A 19,608-nucleotide genomic window follows, 5' to 3' on the forward strand; every position below is an offset into this window, starting at 1 on the left:
AGCAGAAATGCAGGCTTTCCAGCTTGCACCACGCCTTGTGGTCAATATTACAATTGACCAATTACGCTCCGACTATGTGGAGGCTTTTTCACCACTATTCAATCAAGATGGCTTTCGTAAACTTATGCAAGAAGGTAAAGTTTACGAAACGGCATCATATCCATTCAAACCAGTTACACAACCATCGGCAATAGCAACAATAGCAACCGGATCAATTCCATATTACCACGGAATAGTTTCACCGCAGTGGCTTGACAGAAATACACTAAGGCCGATATATTGTGTTGATGACAATCGATACGGAGATTCACCTGCAAACCTGAAGACATCAACAGTAAGCGATGAAATGAAGATTTCATCAGCAGGTTCAAGCATTGTCTACAGTATTGCTGCCGACAAAAGTTCTGCCATACTGTCAGCAGGTCATGCAGCTGACAACGCAATTTGGTTTGACGGCATAAGAAGAAAATGGCAGACCAGTCCATATTATGGTGCATCCCCAAGATGGCTAAACAATGGCATATTTTCACACGACATAAACAACGATGACATTGCAACAAAAGCGAGTGAAATTGTCAACAAGACCTCAATGGGAACTGACAATATCACTGATATGCTTTCAATAACCTTATCGGCAACATCATCTGATGGCGCAGTAGGTAATTGGCAAAACAGGATGCAAAGTGTGTATACAAAACTGGATAACACACTTGGTAACCTTGTTAAATCGATTGAGAAGACTGTAGGCAAGGAACATGTAATATTTGTTATTACAAGCACTGGAGCCGAAACCGACGAAGACAACAATTATGCTTTATACAGAGTTCCTACAGGAACATTCTATATAAACAGAACAGCTAATCTTCTAAATGTTTATATTAGCGCAATTTATGGTCAAGGAAATTATGTAGAAGCTGTATTCGGCAATCAGATATTTCTTAATCATAAACTAATAGAACAGAAACGTCTGAGCCTTCATGATGTTGAAAATAGATGCAAAGAAATAATTTCCCAAAGTGCAGGAGTCTCTAATGTATACACTAGTGAGCAACTACTTGCCGGAGGAAATGATGACATAAAGAAAATACGCAATGCATTCAGCCCAAACATAAGCGGAGACATTGTCGTAGATGTGACACCAGGCTGGAAACTTCTAAACGAAAATACACAAGAAACATATACTAGTCGTCTGGCTGTTATTCCATTCCCTATCATTATATACGGAATGGGCATAAAAGCCGAGCGCATTACAACACCCGTGACGGTAGACAGAATTGCACCTACCATTGCAAAAAGTATTCGCATCAGAGCACCAAACGCTTGTGAAAGCACACCTTTATTCTGACAAATTCAGAATAAAGGATAATGGATCGTATCCAAAGTTTTCATAAATAATATGCATATTACTGATTAATTTTAGTAATTTTGCACAGAATATATCATAAAAAATAATAAAACAAAATAGAATATGAATTTCAACAAATTTTTAAAGTCATTGTTTGGCGATAAATCTGTTCGTGATATGAAGCTCATTCAACCTCTAGTTGAGAAGGTGAAAGAGGGCTATCCTGAAATACAGAAACTGACAAACGACGAATTGCGTGCTAAGACAAAAGAACTACAGCACTACGTACAGAATTCTGCAGCAGAACAGGTAAAACAAATTACCGAACTAAAAGACAAGATTGAAGAAACTCCTATTGATCAACGTGAAGATATCTTCAATCAGATAGATAAGTTGGAAAACGAGGTTCTTGAAATATACGAGAAGGCATTAAACGAAGTTATGCCTACAGCTTTCAACATCATTAAAGATACAGCACGTCGTTTCTCTGAGAACGGTGATACAGTTGTTACTGCTACTGATTTTGACCGTGAGCTTGCATCAAATCCAGCAAATGATTTCGTTACAATTGACGGAGATAAGGCTATATACCATAATGAATGGACTGCCGGTGGCACGAAAATCAAATGGAACATGGTACACTATGATGTACAGTTGTTTGGTGGTATAGCACTTCATCAAGGTAAGATTGCCGAAATGGCAACTGGTGAAGGTAAAACTCTTGTTGCTACCCTACCAGTATTCTTGAACGCACTTACAGGTAATGGTGTACACATGGTCACAGTAAATGATTATCTTGCTAAACGTGACTCTGAATGGATGGGGCCTCTTTACATGTTCAACGGTCTTTCTGTTGACTGTATCGACAAACACCAGCCAAATTCAGAAGCTCGTCGTAAGGCTTATCAAGCAGACATCACTTTTGGAACGAACAATGAGTTTGGTTTCGACTACCTTCGCGACAATATGGCATTAAACCCAAGCGACCTTGTACAGCGCAAGCATAATTATGCAATCGTGGATGAGGTTGACTCTGTCCTTATTGATGACGCCCGTACACCTCTTATTATATCAGGTCCAATTCCAAAGGGTGACGATCAGATGTTTGAAGAGTATCAGCCACTTGTTGAGAAACTTTATGAGGTACAACGCAAACAGGCCACAGAACTTCTTGCAGAAGCAAAGCAAAAGATTACTGATGGACAGAATAAAAATGACAAGCAACTTCTTGAAGAAGGTTTCCTTGCCCTTTACAGATCATATAAGGCTCTCCCTAAGAATAAGCCACTTATCAAGTATCTTTCAGAAGATGGTATAAAAGCAGGAATGCTTAGAACCGAGGAAACATACATGGCAAATAACAACCGTGAAATGCCAAAGGCTATTGCACCTTTGTTTTTCGTTGTTGATGAAAAGCTTAATAGTGCAGATCTTACTGATAAGGGTACTGAATGGCTTGCAAAGCAGACTGGTAACGAATACCTATTTGTATTACCTGATATAACTTCACAACTTTCTGCACTTGAGAATGAAAATTCTTTATCTGACCAAGATCGTGTTGACAAGAAAGATGAACTTATGGCACACTATGGCGTACAGAGTGAACGTGTTCATACTCTTCAGCAACTTCTTAAGGCCTACACAATGTTCAATAAAGACGACGAATACGTTGTTATGGACGGCGAGGTTAAGATTGTAGATGAGCAGACTGGCCGTATAATGGATGGTAGACGTTGGAGCGATGGACTTCATCAGGCTATAGAGGCTAAGGAGCACGTTAAGGTTGAAGCTGCTACACAGACATTCGCAACTATCACATTGCAGAACTACTTCCGCATGTACCACAAACTTTCTGGTATGACTGGTACAGCAAGTACTGAAGCAGGTGAATTATGGGATATTTACAAACTCGATGTAGTTGTGATTCCAACAAACCGCCCAATATCACGTCATGACCTTCAAGACAGAGTTTACAAGACAGCACGTGAGAAATATGCTGCCGTAATCGACGAAATTGAAGAGATGAGAAATGCAGGACGCCCAGTTCTAGTTGGTACAACATCTGTTGAAATCAGTGAATTATTAAGCAAAATGCTTAATATGCGTAAGATTCCTCACAACGTGCTTAATGCAAAACTCCACCAAAAGGAGGCTCAAATTATTGCAGAGGCAGGTCATTCAGAAAAAGGACTTGGCGCTGTAACGATCGCTACGAACATGGCAGGTCGTGGTACCGATATTAAACTTTCTGAAGAAGTTAAGGCTGCTGGTGGTCTTGCCATTATTGGTACAGAACGTCACGAAAGCCGTCGTGTAGACCGTCAGTTGCGTGGTCGTGCAGGTCGTCAAGGAGACCCAGGTTCATCAGTATTCTATGTAAGTCTTGAAGACAAACTAATGCGTCTTTTTGCATCAGAGCGAATCGCCAAAGTTATGGACAGACTTGGATTTGAAGACGGAGAACGTATTGAAAGTCCAATGATTTCAAAGAGCATTGAACGTGCACAGAAGAAGGTAGAAGAAAACAACTTCGGTATTCGTAAGCATCTTCTTGAATATGATGATGTTATGAACAAGCAGCGTACTGTAATCTACGAGAAACGTCGTCATGCTCTCATGGGTGAACGTATCGGAATGGATATTACTAATGTTATTTGGGACCGTGTTGTCAGCATTGTTGATAAGAACGATTACGAAGGAGCCAAAGAAGAATTCATGAAGATTCTTGCTATGGAAATTCCTTTCGATCAAGATGAATTTGAAAATAGCACAAAAGATACACTTGAAGAACGTGCATTCCAAGATGCTATGGCTACATTCAAACGCCACACTGAAAAAATTCAGGCAGATGCCTACCCTGTTATAAAGCAGGTTCAGGAAACTCAAGGTCAAATGTTTGAACGCATACTTGTTCCTATTACTGACGGAAAAAATATGTATCAGATACCTTGCAACCTGAAGAATGCATATAATACAGAAGGTACAAGTGTTGTTAAGGAATTTGAGAAGACAGTAATGCTTAGAATTATTGATGATAACTGGAAAGAAAATCTGAGACAGCTTGATGAACTACGCCACAGTGTTCAGAATGCTTCATACGAACAGAAAGACCCTTTATTGATCTTTAAACTCGAAAGCGTTAAACTTTGGGACAGTATGATAGAAGACATGAACAATCGTATATCTAGCGTATTAATGCGTTGTCAAATGCCTGTTGTACAAAATGAAGTTCATGAAGCAGCTCCAGAACAACATGCACAAAGATATGTCGAACAGAAGGCAGACTCTTTAGAAGACGAAATGCGTGCAGCACAGAATGCAGCTAATCGAGATACACGCGAAGGTGCAGAAGTAAATCATACCCCGTATGTTGCTGACAAGATGCCACGTCCTAACGATCCATGTCCATGTGGTTCAGGCAAAAAATTTAAGAATTGCCACGGACGCAATATTTAATATAATTATAATTCAATAAAAAAAGGCATGAATGGTTTCATTCATGCCTTTTTTAGTTTATCACTCAAAATTTTATCAGAACGATTCGATTATGATCTATCATATATCAAAACAAACTTAAAGATTGATCTGTATCTATTTTTTTTTCTTCTTCTAACTCTTCATCAATATTTCTACCAAAATGCAATATCAATTGCTGTCCTTCGCTTACATTCGTATTGATACGATAGATTCCACGAGCATCGGTACGTTCAATAACAGAGTTTGGATTTTTTGAATTACGCATAAGATATTGCCTAACATAAATATAAACGTCATCAAAGTTGACAACGTTAAACAAATTGTTACAAGCATTTTGAACATGCAATGCCAATTTCTTCACAGCAATTCCTTCATCACCAGCTTCTAACAAAAAGCGCAATATCTCTTGATCGTAATTCATTTCGTTATTAATAAACAAAAAAGAAGGGGGCTGATAAATAAAATTTCAGCCCCCTTCCTTTATAAATATCCTACTTGGAATATTATGCAAGTGTAATCAAGTTGTTCTCGTCCTTAACCTTACCCTCTTTGAAGAGCCAGCCAATACCGAGATAAGCTTCTTCTGCGCTAATGTTTGCATCTTTCGCAATTTCAGCAATGCTTAGCGCCTTACCAGCTGCGGCAAGTGCCTGATAAACATCACCTGCGCGAAAGCCTACGCTCTCTGCATTTACATACAATACCGCATTCTCTGCTACTGTCTTTTTTGCAGCTGTCGCTTTCTTTGCTGTTGCAGCTTTTGTTGTTGCTTTCTTTTCTGCCATAATTTAATAAATAATTAAATTTATATCAAATTAAATACATGTCGTTAAATTTGATGCTACAAAATTACTTAATAATTTTCAATCTGCACAGTTTATTTCTATAAAACTTACATTTTAGCATTTAGCAACTTGATTTTCTTGACTTAAGTCAACCTTATGCCTTCAAATCGAGCTTTATCTGAAGTTCATCAAGTTGCTTAGCATCTACTTCACCAGGAGCATCAAGCATTACATCACGACCACTATTGTTCTTAGGGAAAGCAATACAGTCACGAATTGAATCAAGACCAGCTAAGATACTAACGAATCTATCTAAACCGAAAGCAAGACCTGCATGAGGAGGTGCTCCATACTTAAATGCATTCATTAAGAAGCCAAACTGAGCCTCAGCACGTTCTGGTGTAAAGCCAAGAACCTCAAACATTCTCTCCTGTAGTTTAGTGTCATGAATTCTTAAAGAACCACCACCAACTTCTATACCATTACATACAAAGTCATAAGCCTTTGCACGTACCTGCTCAGGATGTTCATCCAACAAAGGAATATCATCAGGATTAGGCATAGTAAACGGATGATGAGTTGCCATTAGTCTCTGTTCCTCTTCACTCCACTCGAATAGAGGGAAGTCAACAATCCAAAGACACTTAAACACGTTCTTGTCTTTAAGTCCAAGAAGGTCACCCATCTCCAAACGAAGAGAGCACAACTGAACACGTGTCTTATTAGCATTGTCACCACTCAAGATTAGAACAAGATCACCATCCTTGGCTCCCATTACAGTCTTAATCTCGTTAAGTTCTTCTACTGAATAGAACTTATCAATGCTACTCTTTATGCTACCGTCAGAGTTATATTTAATAAATACAAGTCCTTTTGCACCAACCTGAGGTTTCTTTACGAAATCAGTAAGTTCGTTCAACTGCTTACGACTATAGTCAGCACAACCGGGAACACAAATACCACCAATATATTTAGCTTCATTGAAAACAGAGAAGTCACCCTTTCCTGTAAAAGCATCCTTAAGTTCTACAAATTCCATTCCAAATCTGATATCAGGCTTGTCACTACCATAACGACGCATAGCATCATGCCAAGTCATCTGTTCTAGTTTTGGAATTTCAACACCACGGATTTCCTTAAACAAATTACGGGCCATTTCCTCAAACAAGTTGATAACATCATCTTGATCAACAAAGCTCATTTCACAGTCAATCTGTGTAAACTCTGGTTGACGATCAGCACGTAAGTCCTCGTCACGGAAACACTTTGCAATTTGGAAATAACGATCAAAACCAGCAACCATTAAAAGCTGTTTCAATGTCTGTGGACTTTGTGGAAGAGCATAGAACTGTCCTGGGTTCATACGACTAGGAACAACAAAGTCGCGAGCTCCCTCAGGAGTACTACCTATAAGAATAGGAGTCTCAACCTCCATAAAATTCTGGCTGTCCAAGAAATTACGTATAAGGATTGTCATACGATGGCGCAATTCCATGTTCTTACGTACAACTGCACGTCTAAGATCAAGATAACGATATCTCATTCGAATATCATCACCACCATCTGTATTATCTTCTATAGTAAAAGGAGGGGTCAGACTTGGTGAAAGCACATTTAATTCTTTAACAAGAATCTCTATATCACCAGTTTCTATCTTTGAGTTTTTACTCTGACGTTCACTGACAACACCTTTGATTTGAATGCAATATTCACGACCCAATTTGTTAGCTTCATCACAAAGAGTTTTATTATCTGTCTCGTTAAAAACTAACTGAGTTATACCATATCGATCACGTAGATCGACAAATGTCATACCACCCATTTTTCTTGAGCGCTGCACCCAACCGGCAAGAGTAACATCCTTGCCAGTGTCAGAGAGTCTTAGCTCTCCACATGTGTTACTTCTATACATAATATGTATGTTTATTATTCTTTTCTGACTTGCAAAGTTACAATTTTTTTATGGTATTACATAATATTAATATATCGTTTTACTATAAAAAGATGTTAACACGCCATTGGATGACATTATAACAGACAAATGAAGCTATAAAATGTGACAAACATACTAATATATAAAAAGAATAGCTTGGATAATGTCATTATTTTTTGTAATTTAGCAAACAATTAACAGATGTAACTATTTTACGATGAAAAAAACACTCTTATTGATACTTTTCCTTTCAACATTTGTCAGCAATATCAATGCGCAACAGATGCAAGCGCGCCTTGACCATTATTCAACAACAGATGGCCTTACCAGTAATTCCATCAGCGATATCATACAAGACAAATTCGGTTATATATGGATTGCAACTTGGAATGGTTTAAGTAGATTTGATGGATATAATTTTCAAAACTACGCTACAGGCAAAGCTAGCGGTATAAAGAATCTACACAACAGAATACTTGATTTGCAAACAGACCTTCAAGGAAATATATGGATGATTATGTATGACAACAGAGTATTTGTACTCAATCGCCATACAGATTGCATAACGAATGCGTTTAAGGGGATTGAAGATTGCGATAACATGAAAATATACGATACACTAACCGAAAATAAATATAAAATCAGCAATGCTTCAACAATGTCACCAGATGGTAATGTATATATTATAATACCCAAGAAAGGAATTTATCAAATTTATGTCAAAAGAAGTGTACATTCTATCAAAAAAATTATTGATGACAGAAAACAAATTTACAACATGACATGTGATGCAGACGGCAACTTATGGCTTGGGACAAGAAAAGGGCTGATTATGGTTGACAAAAGAACAGGCAGAACAATTGGTAAATTAATGGTTCCAGGTGAACATTACAACACGATGGGATTTGTAGGCTCAGACTTATATCTAGGTACTCAAAGCGGTAAAATAATAATACGTGATACTAAAAAATGTAAAAGCAGATATCTTGATATTAAGAATACAGACCACTCTCCTATTACGGCTCTGCATGTTGACTCTAAAGGACTAGTATGGTTTACCACTAACAAACAAGGAATATCAATGCTTAACACTAAAACAAAAGAAGTAAAAGCCTTTACACAGAAAGTAAACATACCGGAGAATGACATAAATGGATGCACTATTTTTGAAACTGGCGATGTTTTATGGGCAAGAATGAATCATGGAGGCTTTGGAGTATACGACAGAGTAACTGGACAGATGAATTATTTCTATAACAGTCCAAAAGACACTTGGAATCTGAGCAATACCGTAACTACATATATGGCATTGAACGAAGGAGTGGTATGGATGTCAACTATAAGACGCGGACTAGAGAAGCTGTCTATTGTTAACAAAAGGATTAAACTTGTGGTTCCAATACCTGAAAGTAACAAATACGGCATTAATGAAATAAGAGCTATTATTTATGACAAAAAATCTAATCGAATACTTATTTCTAACAAAGCAGGTGAAGTATACAAACTACGAAGTGAAGATTTGAATCTTGCGAGTAAAGCTCCTATCTTTAAGATAAGAGGCAGAATATATGGTATGATGGAAGACCATCTTGGTAATATATGGATAAGTACTAAGGGAAATGGGCTATATATACTTAAATATGGACAAAGTTCGCCTATAAAAGTAAATTATCCTTTCACATCTCAAAATATATACAATACGAAAGAAGACAAGTATGGCAATATATGGCTTGCTACATATAACGGAGGCGTAAATGTACTAAAGAACAATGGTAATGGGCATTATACGCTTATTACCCCCAAGTACATAAAAGGCTATGGCAAAGACCAATTCTTAAAAGTTAGAACGATTGAAATCGATAATGAAGGTGTTGTCTGGGCCGGAACTTCTGATGGAATAATACTTCTTAAATTTAATAATTCAAAAAAGGCCTTTGAAGCTTACACGTTGAAACAAACAAAAAACACAGATGAACAAATGGCTAACAATGATATTGTTGAGATTAAAAAATCACCAAATGGAGATATGTGGATAGCCACAAACGGAGGAGGTCTAATAAAATCTATAGGTAAGGACAAAGAAAACAGATGGCGGTTTCAGAACTTTGGACTTTCAAACGGTTTGCCAAGTGAAGAACTACGCGGAATAACCTTTACAAAAGAAGGACAAGTATGGTTTTCATGTGACCAAATAATCTGTTCATACGATCCACAAAAACAATTGTTCACAACATTCTCCATCCAAGATGGTGTTGGAGATATAGCATGTTCTGAATGCTCAGCTTACACGTTGCCCGATAACAGAATGTTGTTTGGTACTTTAAATGGATACTATATTGTCAACAAGAAGTTGCTAACTACGACAAGTGGTTCTGACTTTAAACTTGCAATAACAGACTTTTACGTTAATGATAAATTGATGACTCCACGCAGTAGTAAAACTTATGATTATTATATACCTGATAGTGCCGAAGTGGAATTGCCATCACGTTCAAGTGTATTTGCAATAAAATTTGCATCGCTGAATTATCAGTTACAACATCGTGTTCACTACATGTACATGCTTGAGAATTATGATGACCAATGGATAAATGCCAACGACACAAGAACAGTAAGTTATAGTGATATACCTGCTGGTGAATACACTTTTAGGGTAAAGGCTTTTCTGCTTGAAAACCCGAACAAATATGACGAACGAAAGATAAAAATAATTGTTCCTCCGTATGCTTTTGTGTCAACAACTGCATTATGGGTATATCTGATTTTATTCATTGTAGGCTTGTTAGGTGCCATATTATGGAGAAAGAATATAAACGATAATGCAACAAACAATATGAGGGTATTGAAAGTTGGCCCTGAAAAAATTGCATTTCAGAATAATGAAGATTTTAATTTTGTAAAGAGTCTACAAGACTGGCTAGAATTGCACTATGCAGATCCCAACATAAAGATTGGAGATATTGTACACAAAACTAATATGTCTCGCACGGCTTTTTATACTCAACTAAAGACGTTGACGGGCATGTCACCGAAAGAGTTCGTTAGCGAATTCAGATTGAAGAAAGCATGTATGTATCTAGAAAATGACTCCTGCACTATTGCTGAAGTTGCATATCGCACAGGATTCAATGATCCAGTATATTTCACTCGTTTATTTAAACAGAAAAAAGGAAAAACTCCTACTCAATTTAGGGAAAATAAAATGAATGAAAAAGAATGAAAGGCAGCTCGCTTTTCATTCTTCTAACTCAAAATTGTGAACCGGGCGAATTTAAGAAGAAGCATTTTTGTTCCTGTATTTTTGAAACTTACTGTAGCTTTAAGATTTTCACCCTCTCCTTCCAATTTATCAACTGTACCGACACCAAACCTCTGATGCTCAATAACACTACCTATATGCAGACCTTTAGGAAGTTCCATTGGCTTAACTGTAGGCTCAATTTGTTTTTTCAATGGCTGCAGAGTCGTCCGCTGAATATTATCTTCGGCATTTTGTGGTTTATTTGATATACTTCTGAAAGTATCTATCTTACGAGTCTGCCTTGGGCGTTCAAATATGTTAAGTCCACCAAAATCTGAACTTTCATCTTCAACATCAATGTATTTTGGATCAATATCTTTCAAAAACCTACTAGGAGTATCAAATTCCATCTTACCATATCTCCACCTATTTTTAGCACTTGTAAGAATGCAATGCTTTTCTGCACGAGTTATTGCCACGTAAAACAATCTGCGCTCCTCTTCAAGTTCCCTCATGCTAGTAAGACTCATCTGACTTGGAAAAATATTTTCTTCCATTCCAACGATGAATACAGTCGGGAATTCAAGTCCTTTTGCTGCATGAATAGTCATCAAACTAACACGACTACCTTCTCCGTCATCACTATCCAAATCTGTAAGAAGAGCAACTTCCTGTATAAAATCTATCAGTCCGAGATGTTCCACATCGCCTTCTTCCATTCGTATATCTACGAAATCTTTAAGTCCATTGGCAAATTCAGATAAGTTTTCCTGACGAGAAAGACTTTCAGGATCTTTAGAACCGAATATATCGGCATGCATTCCACTTTGTTGTATAATATCAATACCAAGATCTGAGGCATTATCTATACTCAAGCGAGCTATAAAACCATTTATCAGTTCTGCAAAGTTTGAAAGTTTCGTTATCGCTCCGTTATTCACAGAAAGTCCATACTTAACAGGATGACAAATAACTTCCCAAAAACTAATTGCATTTTGCTGTGCACATGATGCAATTTTTGTTATTGTTGTGTTTCCTATTCCCCTTGCAGGATAATTGATAATTCTCTTTATTGCTTCCTCATCATCTGGATTTACAATAACACGAAAATAAGCCAGAATATCTTTTATCTCCTTTCGCTGATAAAAGCTCAGTCCACCAAATATACGATAAGGTATTCCCTGTTTACGCATTTCTTCCTCAAAGCTTCTGCTTTGCGAATTAGTACGATACAATATAGCGATATCACTATATTCACAACAGTCATTACGTTTAATTCGTTTAATGTCTCGGCAGACTACGGCAGCTTCTTCCTTATCACTGTAAACAGGCTTATAAAGTAATTTTTCGCCTTCTTCATTATCGCTGAACACATCTTTATGAATCTGGCGTTGATTATGACTTATAAGACTATTTGCAGCCTGAACTATTCGCTGTGTTGAACGATAATTCTGTTCTAGTTTAAATAATTTACTTTCAGGATATATCTTCTGGAAATCAAGTATATTATCTATATTAGCTCCACGAAATCCATAAATACTCTGTGCATCATCCCCTACAACGCAAACATGTCTATTATCTTGTGTAAGTTGCTGCACAATACATTGCTGGACATAGTTCGTATCCTGATACTCGTCTACAAGAACATACTTAAAACGCTCTGAATATTTTTTTCTTATATCCTCATGTTCCTTAAACAATCGCCAAGTCATTACAAGTAGATCGTCAAAATCCATTGCGTTAGCATTTTGGCAACGCTGTTGATAAGCCAAGTATATTTTATAAATTTCAGGTTGTTTTGAATTTCTGTCACGTTCTAGCACTTCTCTATCATTAGCATATTGTTCAGCCATCACTAAATGATTTTTAGCCATGCTAATATGCGAATGAACGCTTGCTGGTTTATATGTCTTATCATCCAACCCCATTTCTTTTACAATACTCTTTATGAGCGATCTACTATCAGCTTCGTCATATATTGTAAAAGCAGAATTATATCCAATCTTTTCAGCTTCAAAGCGCAATATACGTGAGAAGATGCTATGAAAAGTTCCCATATACAAACTACGAGCTCTCTCAAGCCCAACAAGTCCGCCGATACGAATTTTCATCTCTGCAGCTGCCTTATTTGTAAAGGTCAAAGCCAATATATTCCATGGCGTATAGTTCAAGTCATCAAGCAGATAAGCTATCTTATATGTCAACACACGTGTTTTACCTGATCCTGCGCCGGCTATCACCAGCTGCGGACCAGAACAAAATTCCACTGCGGCACGCTGTCCGCTATTTAATTCATCAAGGAGCATTATATAAATATAGAAACTTTTTTATCTAGAGTAAACACCACCGGCGGAAGTTGAAGGATTATAGTCCTCACCCTCTTTAGGAAAACTTGGAATAAACCTCATGCTACTCAATATTTGTCTTTGGCGTTTACGCATGTAACGTCCAGGATTCTTACTGCTGAACTTACGAGGATTAGGCAATGTCGCTGCAATAAGCGCACAATCAGAACGACTCAGATCCTCTGCCTTTTTACCGAAATTATATTCAGCAACTGCATCTGCGCCATATATACCATCCCCCATCTCAATAGAATTAAGATATACTTCCATTATGCGCTGCTTGCTCCATAATAATTCTGTAAGGGCTGTGAAATAAACTTCAAATCCCTTGCGCACCCATGAACGACCTGGCCACAAAAATACATTTTTAGCAGTTTGTTGACTAATAGTACTTGCTCCCAATTTGCGTTTTCCTCCCTGAATATTTCTTTTAGCAGCTTTTTCAATAGCATCATAATCAAAACCATGATGCAACAAGAAGCGTTGATCTTCACTAGCCATTACAGCAACAGGAAGATGATCAGATATCTCATCAATCGGAACCCAATGGTGATGAAGCGTAATACTCTGACCTTCGGCTACTTGCTGAAAACATCTGATAAACATTAAGGGCGTGAAATAAACGGGAATAAAACGAAGCACAACTACAGCCAAAATGGTTGAAGCAAAAAACAAGGATACTCCCCATCTAACGATTTTCCAGACTTTAGTTTTCATTTACTAAAAAAATAGGGGCACACCAAAACAGTATGCTCCCCAATATTAAAATTTGTTTAACTTAATTTATTCTGAAAGAGTTCCGTTATTTGCTGCGTTTACCATGGCAGGACTAGCATACAGATAAACTTCGACTCTACGGTTTTGCTGACGTCCAGCAGCAGTTGTATTGTCAGCAACAGGAGAAGAACTTCCCTTACCTTCTACTTTCTGGAACTGATAAGGTGATACACCACAGCTCTTAAGATAATTTACAACACTCTGTGCACGACTATTACTCAATGGAATATTGATACCATCATTACCTGTGTTATCAGTATGACCATAGATATCTACATGACAATCTGAATTATTCTTTAAAACAGAAGAAAATTTAGAAAGGTCATTCTTTGAACCTGAATTCAAAATTGCTTTGTTTGTTGCAAACAGAATACCACTATCAAATGTTACCTTAACAGCCTTCAGACCGTTAGCATCCGTAACCTCTTCAACCTTTGCATTATTAACCTTTGCAGCCTCAGCAGCAACTTTATCCATATGATGTCCTATAACAGCACCAGTACCTGCGCCTACGGCACCCCCGATAGCGGCACCTACAGCAGCATTACCTGCTATCTTTCCAATGATTGCACCTAAAACAGTACCACCACCTGCTCCAATGAGAGCACCTGTGCCTTGTTTTGTAGCGCAACTAAAAACTGTTAGGAAACAAAGTCCTAATGTGGCGATCTTTATTTTTTTCATAATCACTAATAATTTATGTTACACGTATCTGACTGCAAAGATAAAGTAAATGAGTGGAAAATCAAAATAAAACATGTTTAAATTTTATATTACCGAGCGCAGCTTATATCATTCAATATTCACATAAGTTTGTGAGTAAGAATAAAATAAATAATGTTTTTTTTAATTTGTACACGATGGTTACCAACATTTTTTTGTAATTTTGCAAACAAATTAAAATATAAGAACTTAATATAATGGCAAAAGAACTTAAAGAACTTACCAAGCGAGCTGACAACTATAGCCAGTGGTATAACGACTTGGTATCAAAGGCAGACCTAGCTGAACAGGCACCTGTCCGTGGTTGTATGGTAATTAAGCCATACGGTTTCGCTATTTGGGAAAAGATGAAGGAGCAACTTGACAAAGAATTCAAGAAAACAGGTGTGCAAAATGCATACTTTCCTCTCCTAATTCCAAAGAGTTTCCTTAGTAAAGAAGCTGAACACGTAAAAGGATTTGCCAAGGAATGTGCTGTAGTAACTCATTACAGACTTAAATCAAGTGAAGATGGAAAAACTGTTGTTGTTGATCCAGCTGCTAAACTTGATGAAGAACTGATAATCCGTCCTACTTCTGAAACTATTATATGGAATACATATAGGGGATGGATACATTCTTGGAGGGATCTTCCTCTAATGTGCAACCAGTGGTGTAACGTTATGCGCTGGGAAATGCGCACACGTCCTTTCCTTCGCACATCAGAATTCCTTTGGCAAGAAGGTCATACTGCACATGCAACTCGCGTAGAGGCAGAAGCAGAAGCACAGAAAATGCTAAAGGTATATGCAGACTTTGCAGAAAATTGGATGGCTGTACCTGTACTACAAGGTGTTAAGAGCGAAACTGAACGTTTTGCCGGAGCACTTGACACTTACACTATTGAGGCCATGATGCAGGATGGTAAAGCTTTACAAAGCGGAACAAGTCACTTCCTTGGGCAAAATTTCGCAAAGAGTTTTGATGTTACATTCCTAAACAAAGAAAACAAGCCAGAATATGTATGGGCAACATCATGGGGAGTAAGCACACGCCTTATGGGTGCACTCATTATGGTTCACAGCGATGACAACGGACTTGTTCTTCCTCCAAAGCTAGCTCCTATCGAGGTAGTAATAGTACCTATTTTCAAGGGTGACGAACAGCACAATGCTATTTCTACTAAATTGCAACCTGTAATAGACAAACTACAGGAACTTGGAATAAGCGTTAAATATGATGATTCTGACAACAAGAGACCAGGATTCAAGTTTGCTGACTATGAACTGAAAGGTGTTCCTGTACGTCTAGTAATGGGTGGACGTGATTTAGAAAACAACACAATAGAAATCATGCGACGTGACACTTTGGAAAAAGAGAACGTCAGCTTTGATGGAATTGTTGAGCGAGTTAAGGACCTGCTTGATAATATTCAGAATAACATGTTTGAGAAAGCAAGAAAATATCGTGATGCTCACGTTTACGAATGTGACAACTATGATGAATTCAAGGAACGTGTTAAAGACGGAGGTTTCTATCTATGTCACTGGGATGGCACAGAAGAAACTGAAGCTAAGATTAAAGAAGACACTCAGGCTACTATAAGATGTGTCCCATTTGCTTACGAGCAAACCGAAGGCATTGATATGGTATCAGGCAAGCCTGCAAAATGTCGTGTAATTATAGCAAGAAGTTACTAATAATAGTAATTAAAGAATAGATAATTAAATCCCTTCTCTTTATTGATGAAGGGATTTTTTTATGATTTAACTATACATAACTATGTATTATCAAAACATCATAATTTATCAAACGTTTAATATTTTATAAAAAACTGATTTTATCATATAAGTATCCAAAATCTTTATTACTTTTGCGATAACATTAATAACATTTACAAAAATTAGAGACAATGAAAAAGATTATTACAATAGCAATGATGCTGATGGCATTTTTTACAATGGCTTCTGCACAGAAAGAAGCTGACATCAGATTTGACAAAGTGACGGTTGATCTTGGAGCTTTTTCGGAAAAAGATCCTGTTCAAAAAACAACATTCACTTTTACAAATGTTGGTGATGGTCCTCTTGTAATCAATCAAGCTGTTGCAAGTTGTGGATGCACTGTTCCTTCTTACCCAAAAGCACCAATAATGCCCGGACAAAAAGGTGAAATAAAGGTCACTTATAATGGTGCTGGCAAATTTCCTGGTAAATTCAAAAAGAGCATTACTATACGTACTAACGGCAAGACAGAAATGACACGCCTTTATATAGAAGGTGTTATGAACGAAGCTAAATAAAGCTTATTATTTTAGAATTTACATTTACACTATAAGTAAAAAACTTTATAACGTTGTCATCTGACTTTAAAACGTTATAAAGTTTTTTTTATGCCTTTTTGTAATTACAGATAATATAATCTGAATATTAGATATATCTCTTTATTGTGTTCATCATATACTAAACTATTGATAACCATTATGCACAAAGAGTTAGAGACATTAGTGACATCAAAGAAATCTTATAGAAGCCTACTTCCGCAAACATAAATAGCGGAATTGAAAGCTATCAAATAAAAAGAATAAGAACAAAAAAAAAGAGGCAGTTAATAGCCTCTTTAATAGATAATGAACGTAAAAACGAACATCGTATGTTTTAAATTGATTACTTCTTCAATGAATCTCTATACCATTCATAAAGACGTTCTACACCATCTTCAATCTCAACTTTATGAGTCCAACCGAGACGATGAAGTTTATCAACATCTATCAACTTACGCGGAGTACCATTTGGCTTGCTGTCATCCCAGATAACATCGCCTTCAAAACCGACAGTCCTTACAACAATGTTTGCTAGTTCCTTTATGGTTAGTTCCTTACCTGTACCAACATTGATATGACAGTTACGAATTTCACCTAACTTAGGCAATGCTCCACCACGACCTTCACTGTTGTTTCTATCTACAGCACCATTGATCTTTGCACCATAGAATACACTTGAATATTTCTCAATACCAATTATATCTTTGAAGTCAACATTTAACAACACGTGAACGCTGGCATCAGCCATATCCTCACTCCACAAAAATTCACGAAGCGGACTTCCATCACCCCAAAGAGTGACCTTATTGTCTTCTATACCATAAAAAGCAAGAGCCTTAAGAATGCGTTCTTTCTCGTTCTTTCCGTCAACATTACCTTCTCCTATTATTGCGCATAACTTGTCGGTTGGATTTATAGGACGCTTGTCCATATCCACACGAATCTCATCCCAGTTATTGTCATGAATAAGCTTAGCCAAGTAAATCTTACGCATCATAGCTGGCATGACATGACTATTCTCCAAATGGAAATTGTCATTAGGACCATAAAGGTTGGTAGGCATAACAGCAATATAGTTTGTACCATACTGCAAGTTATAACTCTCACACATTTTAAGTCCGGCAATCTTTGCTATTGCATACTCTTCATTAGTATATTCTAACGGAGAAGTAAGCAAAGCTTCTTCCTTCATTGGCTGCGGAGCATTTTTAGGATATATGCAAGTACTACCCAAAAACAACAGTTTCTTCACTCCATGTGAATATGCATTGCTTATTACATTACACTGAATCTTCATGTTCTGCATAATGAAATCTGCACGATAAAGAGAGTTGGCAATGATTCCACCAACAAATGCTGCCGCAAGGACCACAGCATCTGGGCGCTCTTCATCAAAGAATTTCTTTACAGCATACTGATCGGTCAGGTCAAGTTCATGATGACCACGACCAATCAGATTATTATAACCTCTTGATTTAAGGTTATTCCAAATTGCCGATCCTACAAGTCCATGATGACCGGCAACATATATCTTACTATTCTTATCTAACATAATTATTATTTCACAATACCTTTCTCAAGATATTCTGCCAAATTAGTTCTCACACGTTCTGCAGCTCCATCAGAAGCGATCTTTGCCATATCACTGTCTACCATGATATTTACAAGTTCCTCAAAACTTGTTCTACTTGGATTCCAGCCAAGTTCTGCCTTAGCCTTTGTTGGGTCACCCCAAAGATTGACAACATCAGTTGGACGATAAAAGTCTGGGCTAACCTCGATAACTACTTTTCCAGTAGCCTTATCAATTCCCTTCTCATCCATTCCTTCGCCTTTGAATTCAAGTTCTATACCAACACGCTTGAAAGCATGATAGCAGAATTCACGCACACTATGCTGAACACCTGTAGCAATAACAAAGTCCTCTGGCTTCTTGTGCTGAAGAATAAGCCACATACATTCTACATAATCCTTTGCGTATCCCCAGTCACGAAGTGAACTCAAGTTACCAAGGAATAATTTTTCCTGCTTACCCTGCTTAATTCGAGCAACGGCAAGAGTTATCTTTCTCGTTACGAAAGTTTCTCCTCTGCGCTCACTCTCATGATTAAACAATATACCTGAGCAGCAAAACATGTTATAAGCCTCACGATATTCTCTTACAATCCAGAAGCCATATTGCTTAGCTACAGCATAAGGGCTATATGGATGGAATGGTGTGTTCTCATTCTGAGGAACTTCTTCAACCTTTCCATACAACTCAGACGTAGATGCCTGATAAATTCTACATGTATCTGTCATGCCCAACTGGCGCACAGCCTCCAAAACACGCAATACACCAACTGCATCAACATCAGCAGTGAATTCAGGAGAGTCAAAACTTACCTGAACATGACTCTGTGCAGCAAGATTATATATTTCTGTTGGGTTAACTTTTCCAATAACCCCCAACATACTCATTGAATCACCAAGGTCAGCATAATGAAGATGGAAATTTTGTTTCCCCTCCAAATGTGCGATACGTTCGCGGTAATCTACTGATGAACGACGAATTGTACCATGTACATCATAACCCTTATCAAGCAAAAATTCTGCAAGATAAGAACCATCTTGTCCAGTAATACCGGTAATTAAAGCAACTTTCTTTTCCATGAATTATTTATATTCTTTTACGCCTTTA

13 protein-coding genes are annotated in these 19,608 nt (G+C 37.4%); 5 read left to right on the forward strand and 8 right to left on the reverse strand.

Annotation, left to right across the window (positions count from 1 at the left end):
- Window positions 1–7 precede the first annotated feature (7 nt).
- Both prwr041_RS00555 and secA read left to right on the forward strand, forming a co-directional pair.
- Window positions 8–1,345 (forward strand): alkaline phosphatase family protein, encoded by a 1,338-nt coding sequence (locus prwr041_RS00555; protein WP_207155537.1) that lies wholly within the window; start codon window positions 8–10, stop codon window positions 1,343–1,345.
- Between the two features lie 123 nt (window positions 1,346–1,468).
- On the forward strand, window positions 1,469–4,801 hold the full coding sequence (secA, locus tag prwr041_RS00560; RefSeq protein ID WP_207154411.1) for a preprotein translocase subunit SecA: 3,333 nt from the start codon (window positions 1,469–1,471) through the stop codon (window positions 4,799–4,801).
- Between the two features lie 106 nt (window positions 4,802–4,907).
- Here the strand turns inward: secA and prwr041_RS00565 are convergent, their stop codons facing one another.
- The 3 genes from prwr041_RS00565 to aspS form a co-directional block, all read right to left on the reverse strand.
- Window positions 4,908–5,243, reverse strand: a complete 336-nt coding sequence (locus tag prwr041_RS00565; RefSeq protein ID WP_207154412.1) for a hypothetical protein — start codon at window positions 5,241–5,243, stop codon at window positions 4,908–4,910.
- An 82-nt stretch (window positions 5,244–5,325) separates the two neighbouring features.
- The gene (locus prwr041_RS00570) at window positions 5,326–5,607 is read right to left on the reverse strand and encodes a winged helix-turn-helix domain-containing protein (RefSeq protein ID WP_207154413.1); all 282 of its coding nucleotides are present in this window, start codon (window positions 5,605–5,607) and stop codon (window positions 5,326–5,328) included.
- A 154-nt stretch (window positions 5,608–5,761) separates the two neighbouring features.
- The gene (gene aspS / locus prwr041_RS00575) at window positions 5,762–7,519 is read right to left on the reverse strand and encodes an aspartate--tRNA ligase (protein ID WP_207154414.1); all 1,758 of its coding nucleotides are present in this window, start codon (window positions 7,517–7,519) and stop codon (window positions 5,762–5,764) included.
- Between the two features lie 238 nt (window positions 7,520–7,757).
- Here aspS and prwr041_RS00580 point away from each other — a divergent pair, with 238 nt between their 5' ends.
- A complete protein-coding gene (locus tag prwr041_RS00580) occupies window positions 7,758–10,760 on the forward strand; it encodes an AraC family transcriptional regulator (RefSeq protein WP_207154415.1) in 3,003 nt (1,000 codons plus the stop codon).
- 23 nt (window positions 10,761–10,783) lie between these two features.
- On the opposite strand, the gene prwr041_RS00585 is transcribed toward prwr041_RS00580, so the two are convergent.
- The 3 genes from prwr041_RS00585 to prwr041_RS00595 all read right to left on the reverse strand — a co-directional run bounded on the left by prwr041_RS00585 (window position 10,784) and on the right by prwr041_RS00595 (window position 14,587).
- Window positions 10,784–13,087: an ATP-dependent helicase gene (locus prwr041_RS00585; protein ID WP_207154416.1), complete on the reverse strand. Its 2,304-nt coding sequence runs from the start codon at window positions 13,085–13,087 to the stop codon at window positions 10,784–10,786.
- 21 nt (window positions 13,088–13,108) lie between these two features.
- Window positions 13,109–13,843 carry a monofunctional biosynthetic peptidoglycan transglycosylase gene (gene mtgA / locus prwr041_RS00590; protein WP_207154417.1) on the reverse strand — a complete coding sequence of 245 codons (735 nt, stop codon included), beginning with the start codon at window positions 13,841–13,843 and terminating at the stop codon, window positions 13,109–13,111.
- 66 nt (window positions 13,844–13,909) lie between these two features.
- Entirely contained in the window at window positions 13,910–14,587 is a 678-nt protein-coding gene (locus prwr041_RS00595) for an OmpA family protein (RefSeq protein ID WP_207154418.1), read from the reverse strand.
- 236 nt (window positions 14,588–14,823) lie between these two features.
- Here prwr041_RS00595 and proS point away from each other — a divergent pair, with 236 nt between their 5' ends.
- The gene (gene proS, locus prwr041_RS00600) at window positions 14,824–16,305 is read left to right on the forward strand and encodes a proline--tRNA ligase (protein ID WP_207154419.1); all 1,482 of its coding nucleotides are present in this window, start codon (window positions 14,824–14,826) and stop codon (window positions 16,303–16,305) included.
- Window positions 16,306–16,517: 212 nt separating this feature from the next.
- Window positions 16,518–16,907, forward strand: coding sequence for a DUF1573 domain-containing protein (locus tag prwr041_RS00605; RefSeq protein WP_207154420.1), 390 nt, complete (start codon window positions 16,518–16,520; stop codon window positions 16,905–16,907).
- A gap of 364 nt (window positions 16,908–17,271) precedes the next feature.
- On the opposite strand, the gene prwr041_RS00610 is transcribed toward prwr041_RS00605, so the two are convergent.
- A complete protein-coding gene (locus prwr041_RS00610; protein WP_207154421.1) occupies window positions 17,272–18,480 on the reverse strand; it encodes a GDP-L-fucose synthase family protein in 1,209 nt (402 codons plus the stop codon).
- A gap of 5 nt (window positions 18,481–18,485) precedes the next feature.
- Window positions 18,486–19,580, reverse strand: coding sequence for a GDP-mannose 4,6-dehydratase (gmd, locus tag prwr041_RS00615; protein WP_207154422.1), 1,095 nt, complete (start codon window positions 19,578–19,580; stop codon window positions 18,486–18,488).
- Window positions 19,581–19,608 lie beyond the last annotated feature (28 nt).

This window comes from Prevotella herbatica, assembly GCF_017347605.1.
In the GTDB taxonomy this organism is placed as follows: Bacteria; Bacteroidota; Bacteroidia; order Bacteroidales; family Bacteroidaceae; genus Prevotella; species Prevotella herbatica.

What these genes read in the sequence shown, in the direction of transcription:
- prwr041_RS00555 (WP_207155537.1), top strand. Translation starts at nt 8, where the DNA reads ATGCAGGCTTTCCAGCTTGCACCACGCCTTGTGGTCAATATTACAATT.
- secA (WP_207154411.1), top strand. Translation starts at nt 1,469, where the DNA reads ATGAATTTCAACAAATTTTTAAAGTCATTGTTTGGCGATAAATCTGTT.
- prwr041_RS00565 (WP_207154412.1), bottom strand. Translation starts at nt 5,243, where the DNA reads ATGAATTACGATCAAGAGATATTGCGCTTTTTGTTAGAAGCTGGTGAT.
- prwr041_RS00570 (WP_207154413.1), bottom strand. Translation starts at nt 5,607, where the DNA reads ATGGCAGAAAAGAAAGCAACAACAAAAGCTGCAACAGCAAAGAAAGCG.
- aspS (WP_207154414.1), bottom strand. Translation starts at nt 7,519, where the DNA reads ATGTATAGAAGTAACACATGTGGAGAGCTAAGACTCTCTGACACTGGC.
- prwr041_RS00580 (WP_207154415.1), top strand. Translation starts at nt 7,758, where the DNA reads ATGAAAAAAACACTCTTATTGATACTTTTCCTTTCAACATTTGTCAGC.
- prwr041_RS00585 (WP_207154416.1), bottom strand. Translation starts at nt 13,087, where the DNA reads ATGCTCCTTGATGAATTAAATAGCGGACAGCGTGCCGCAGTGGAATTT.
- mtgA (WP_207154417.1), bottom strand. Translation starts at nt 13,843, where the DNA reads ATGAAAACTAAAGTCTGGAAAATCGTTAGATGGGGAGTATCCTTGTTT.
- prwr041_RS00595 (WP_207154418.1), bottom strand. Translation starts at nt 14,587, where the DNA reads ATGAAAAAAATAAAGATCGCCACATTAGGACTTTGTTTCCTAACAGTT.
- proS (WP_207154419.1), top strand. Translation starts at nt 14,824, where the DNA reads ATGGCAAAAGAACTTAAAGAACTTACCAAGCGAGCTGACAACTATAGC.
- prwr041_RS00605 (WP_207154420.1), top strand. Translation starts at nt 16,518, where the DNA reads ATGAAAAAGATTATTACAATAGCAATGATGCTGATGGCATTTTTTACA.
- prwr041_RS00610 (WP_207154421.1), bottom strand. Translation starts at nt 18,480, where the DNA reads ATGTTAGATAAGAATAGTAAGATATATGTTGCCGGTCATCATGGACTT.
- gmd (WP_207154422.1), bottom strand. Translation starts at nt 19,580, where the DNA reads ATGGAAAAGAAAGTTGCTTTAATTACCGGTATTACTGGACAAGATGGT.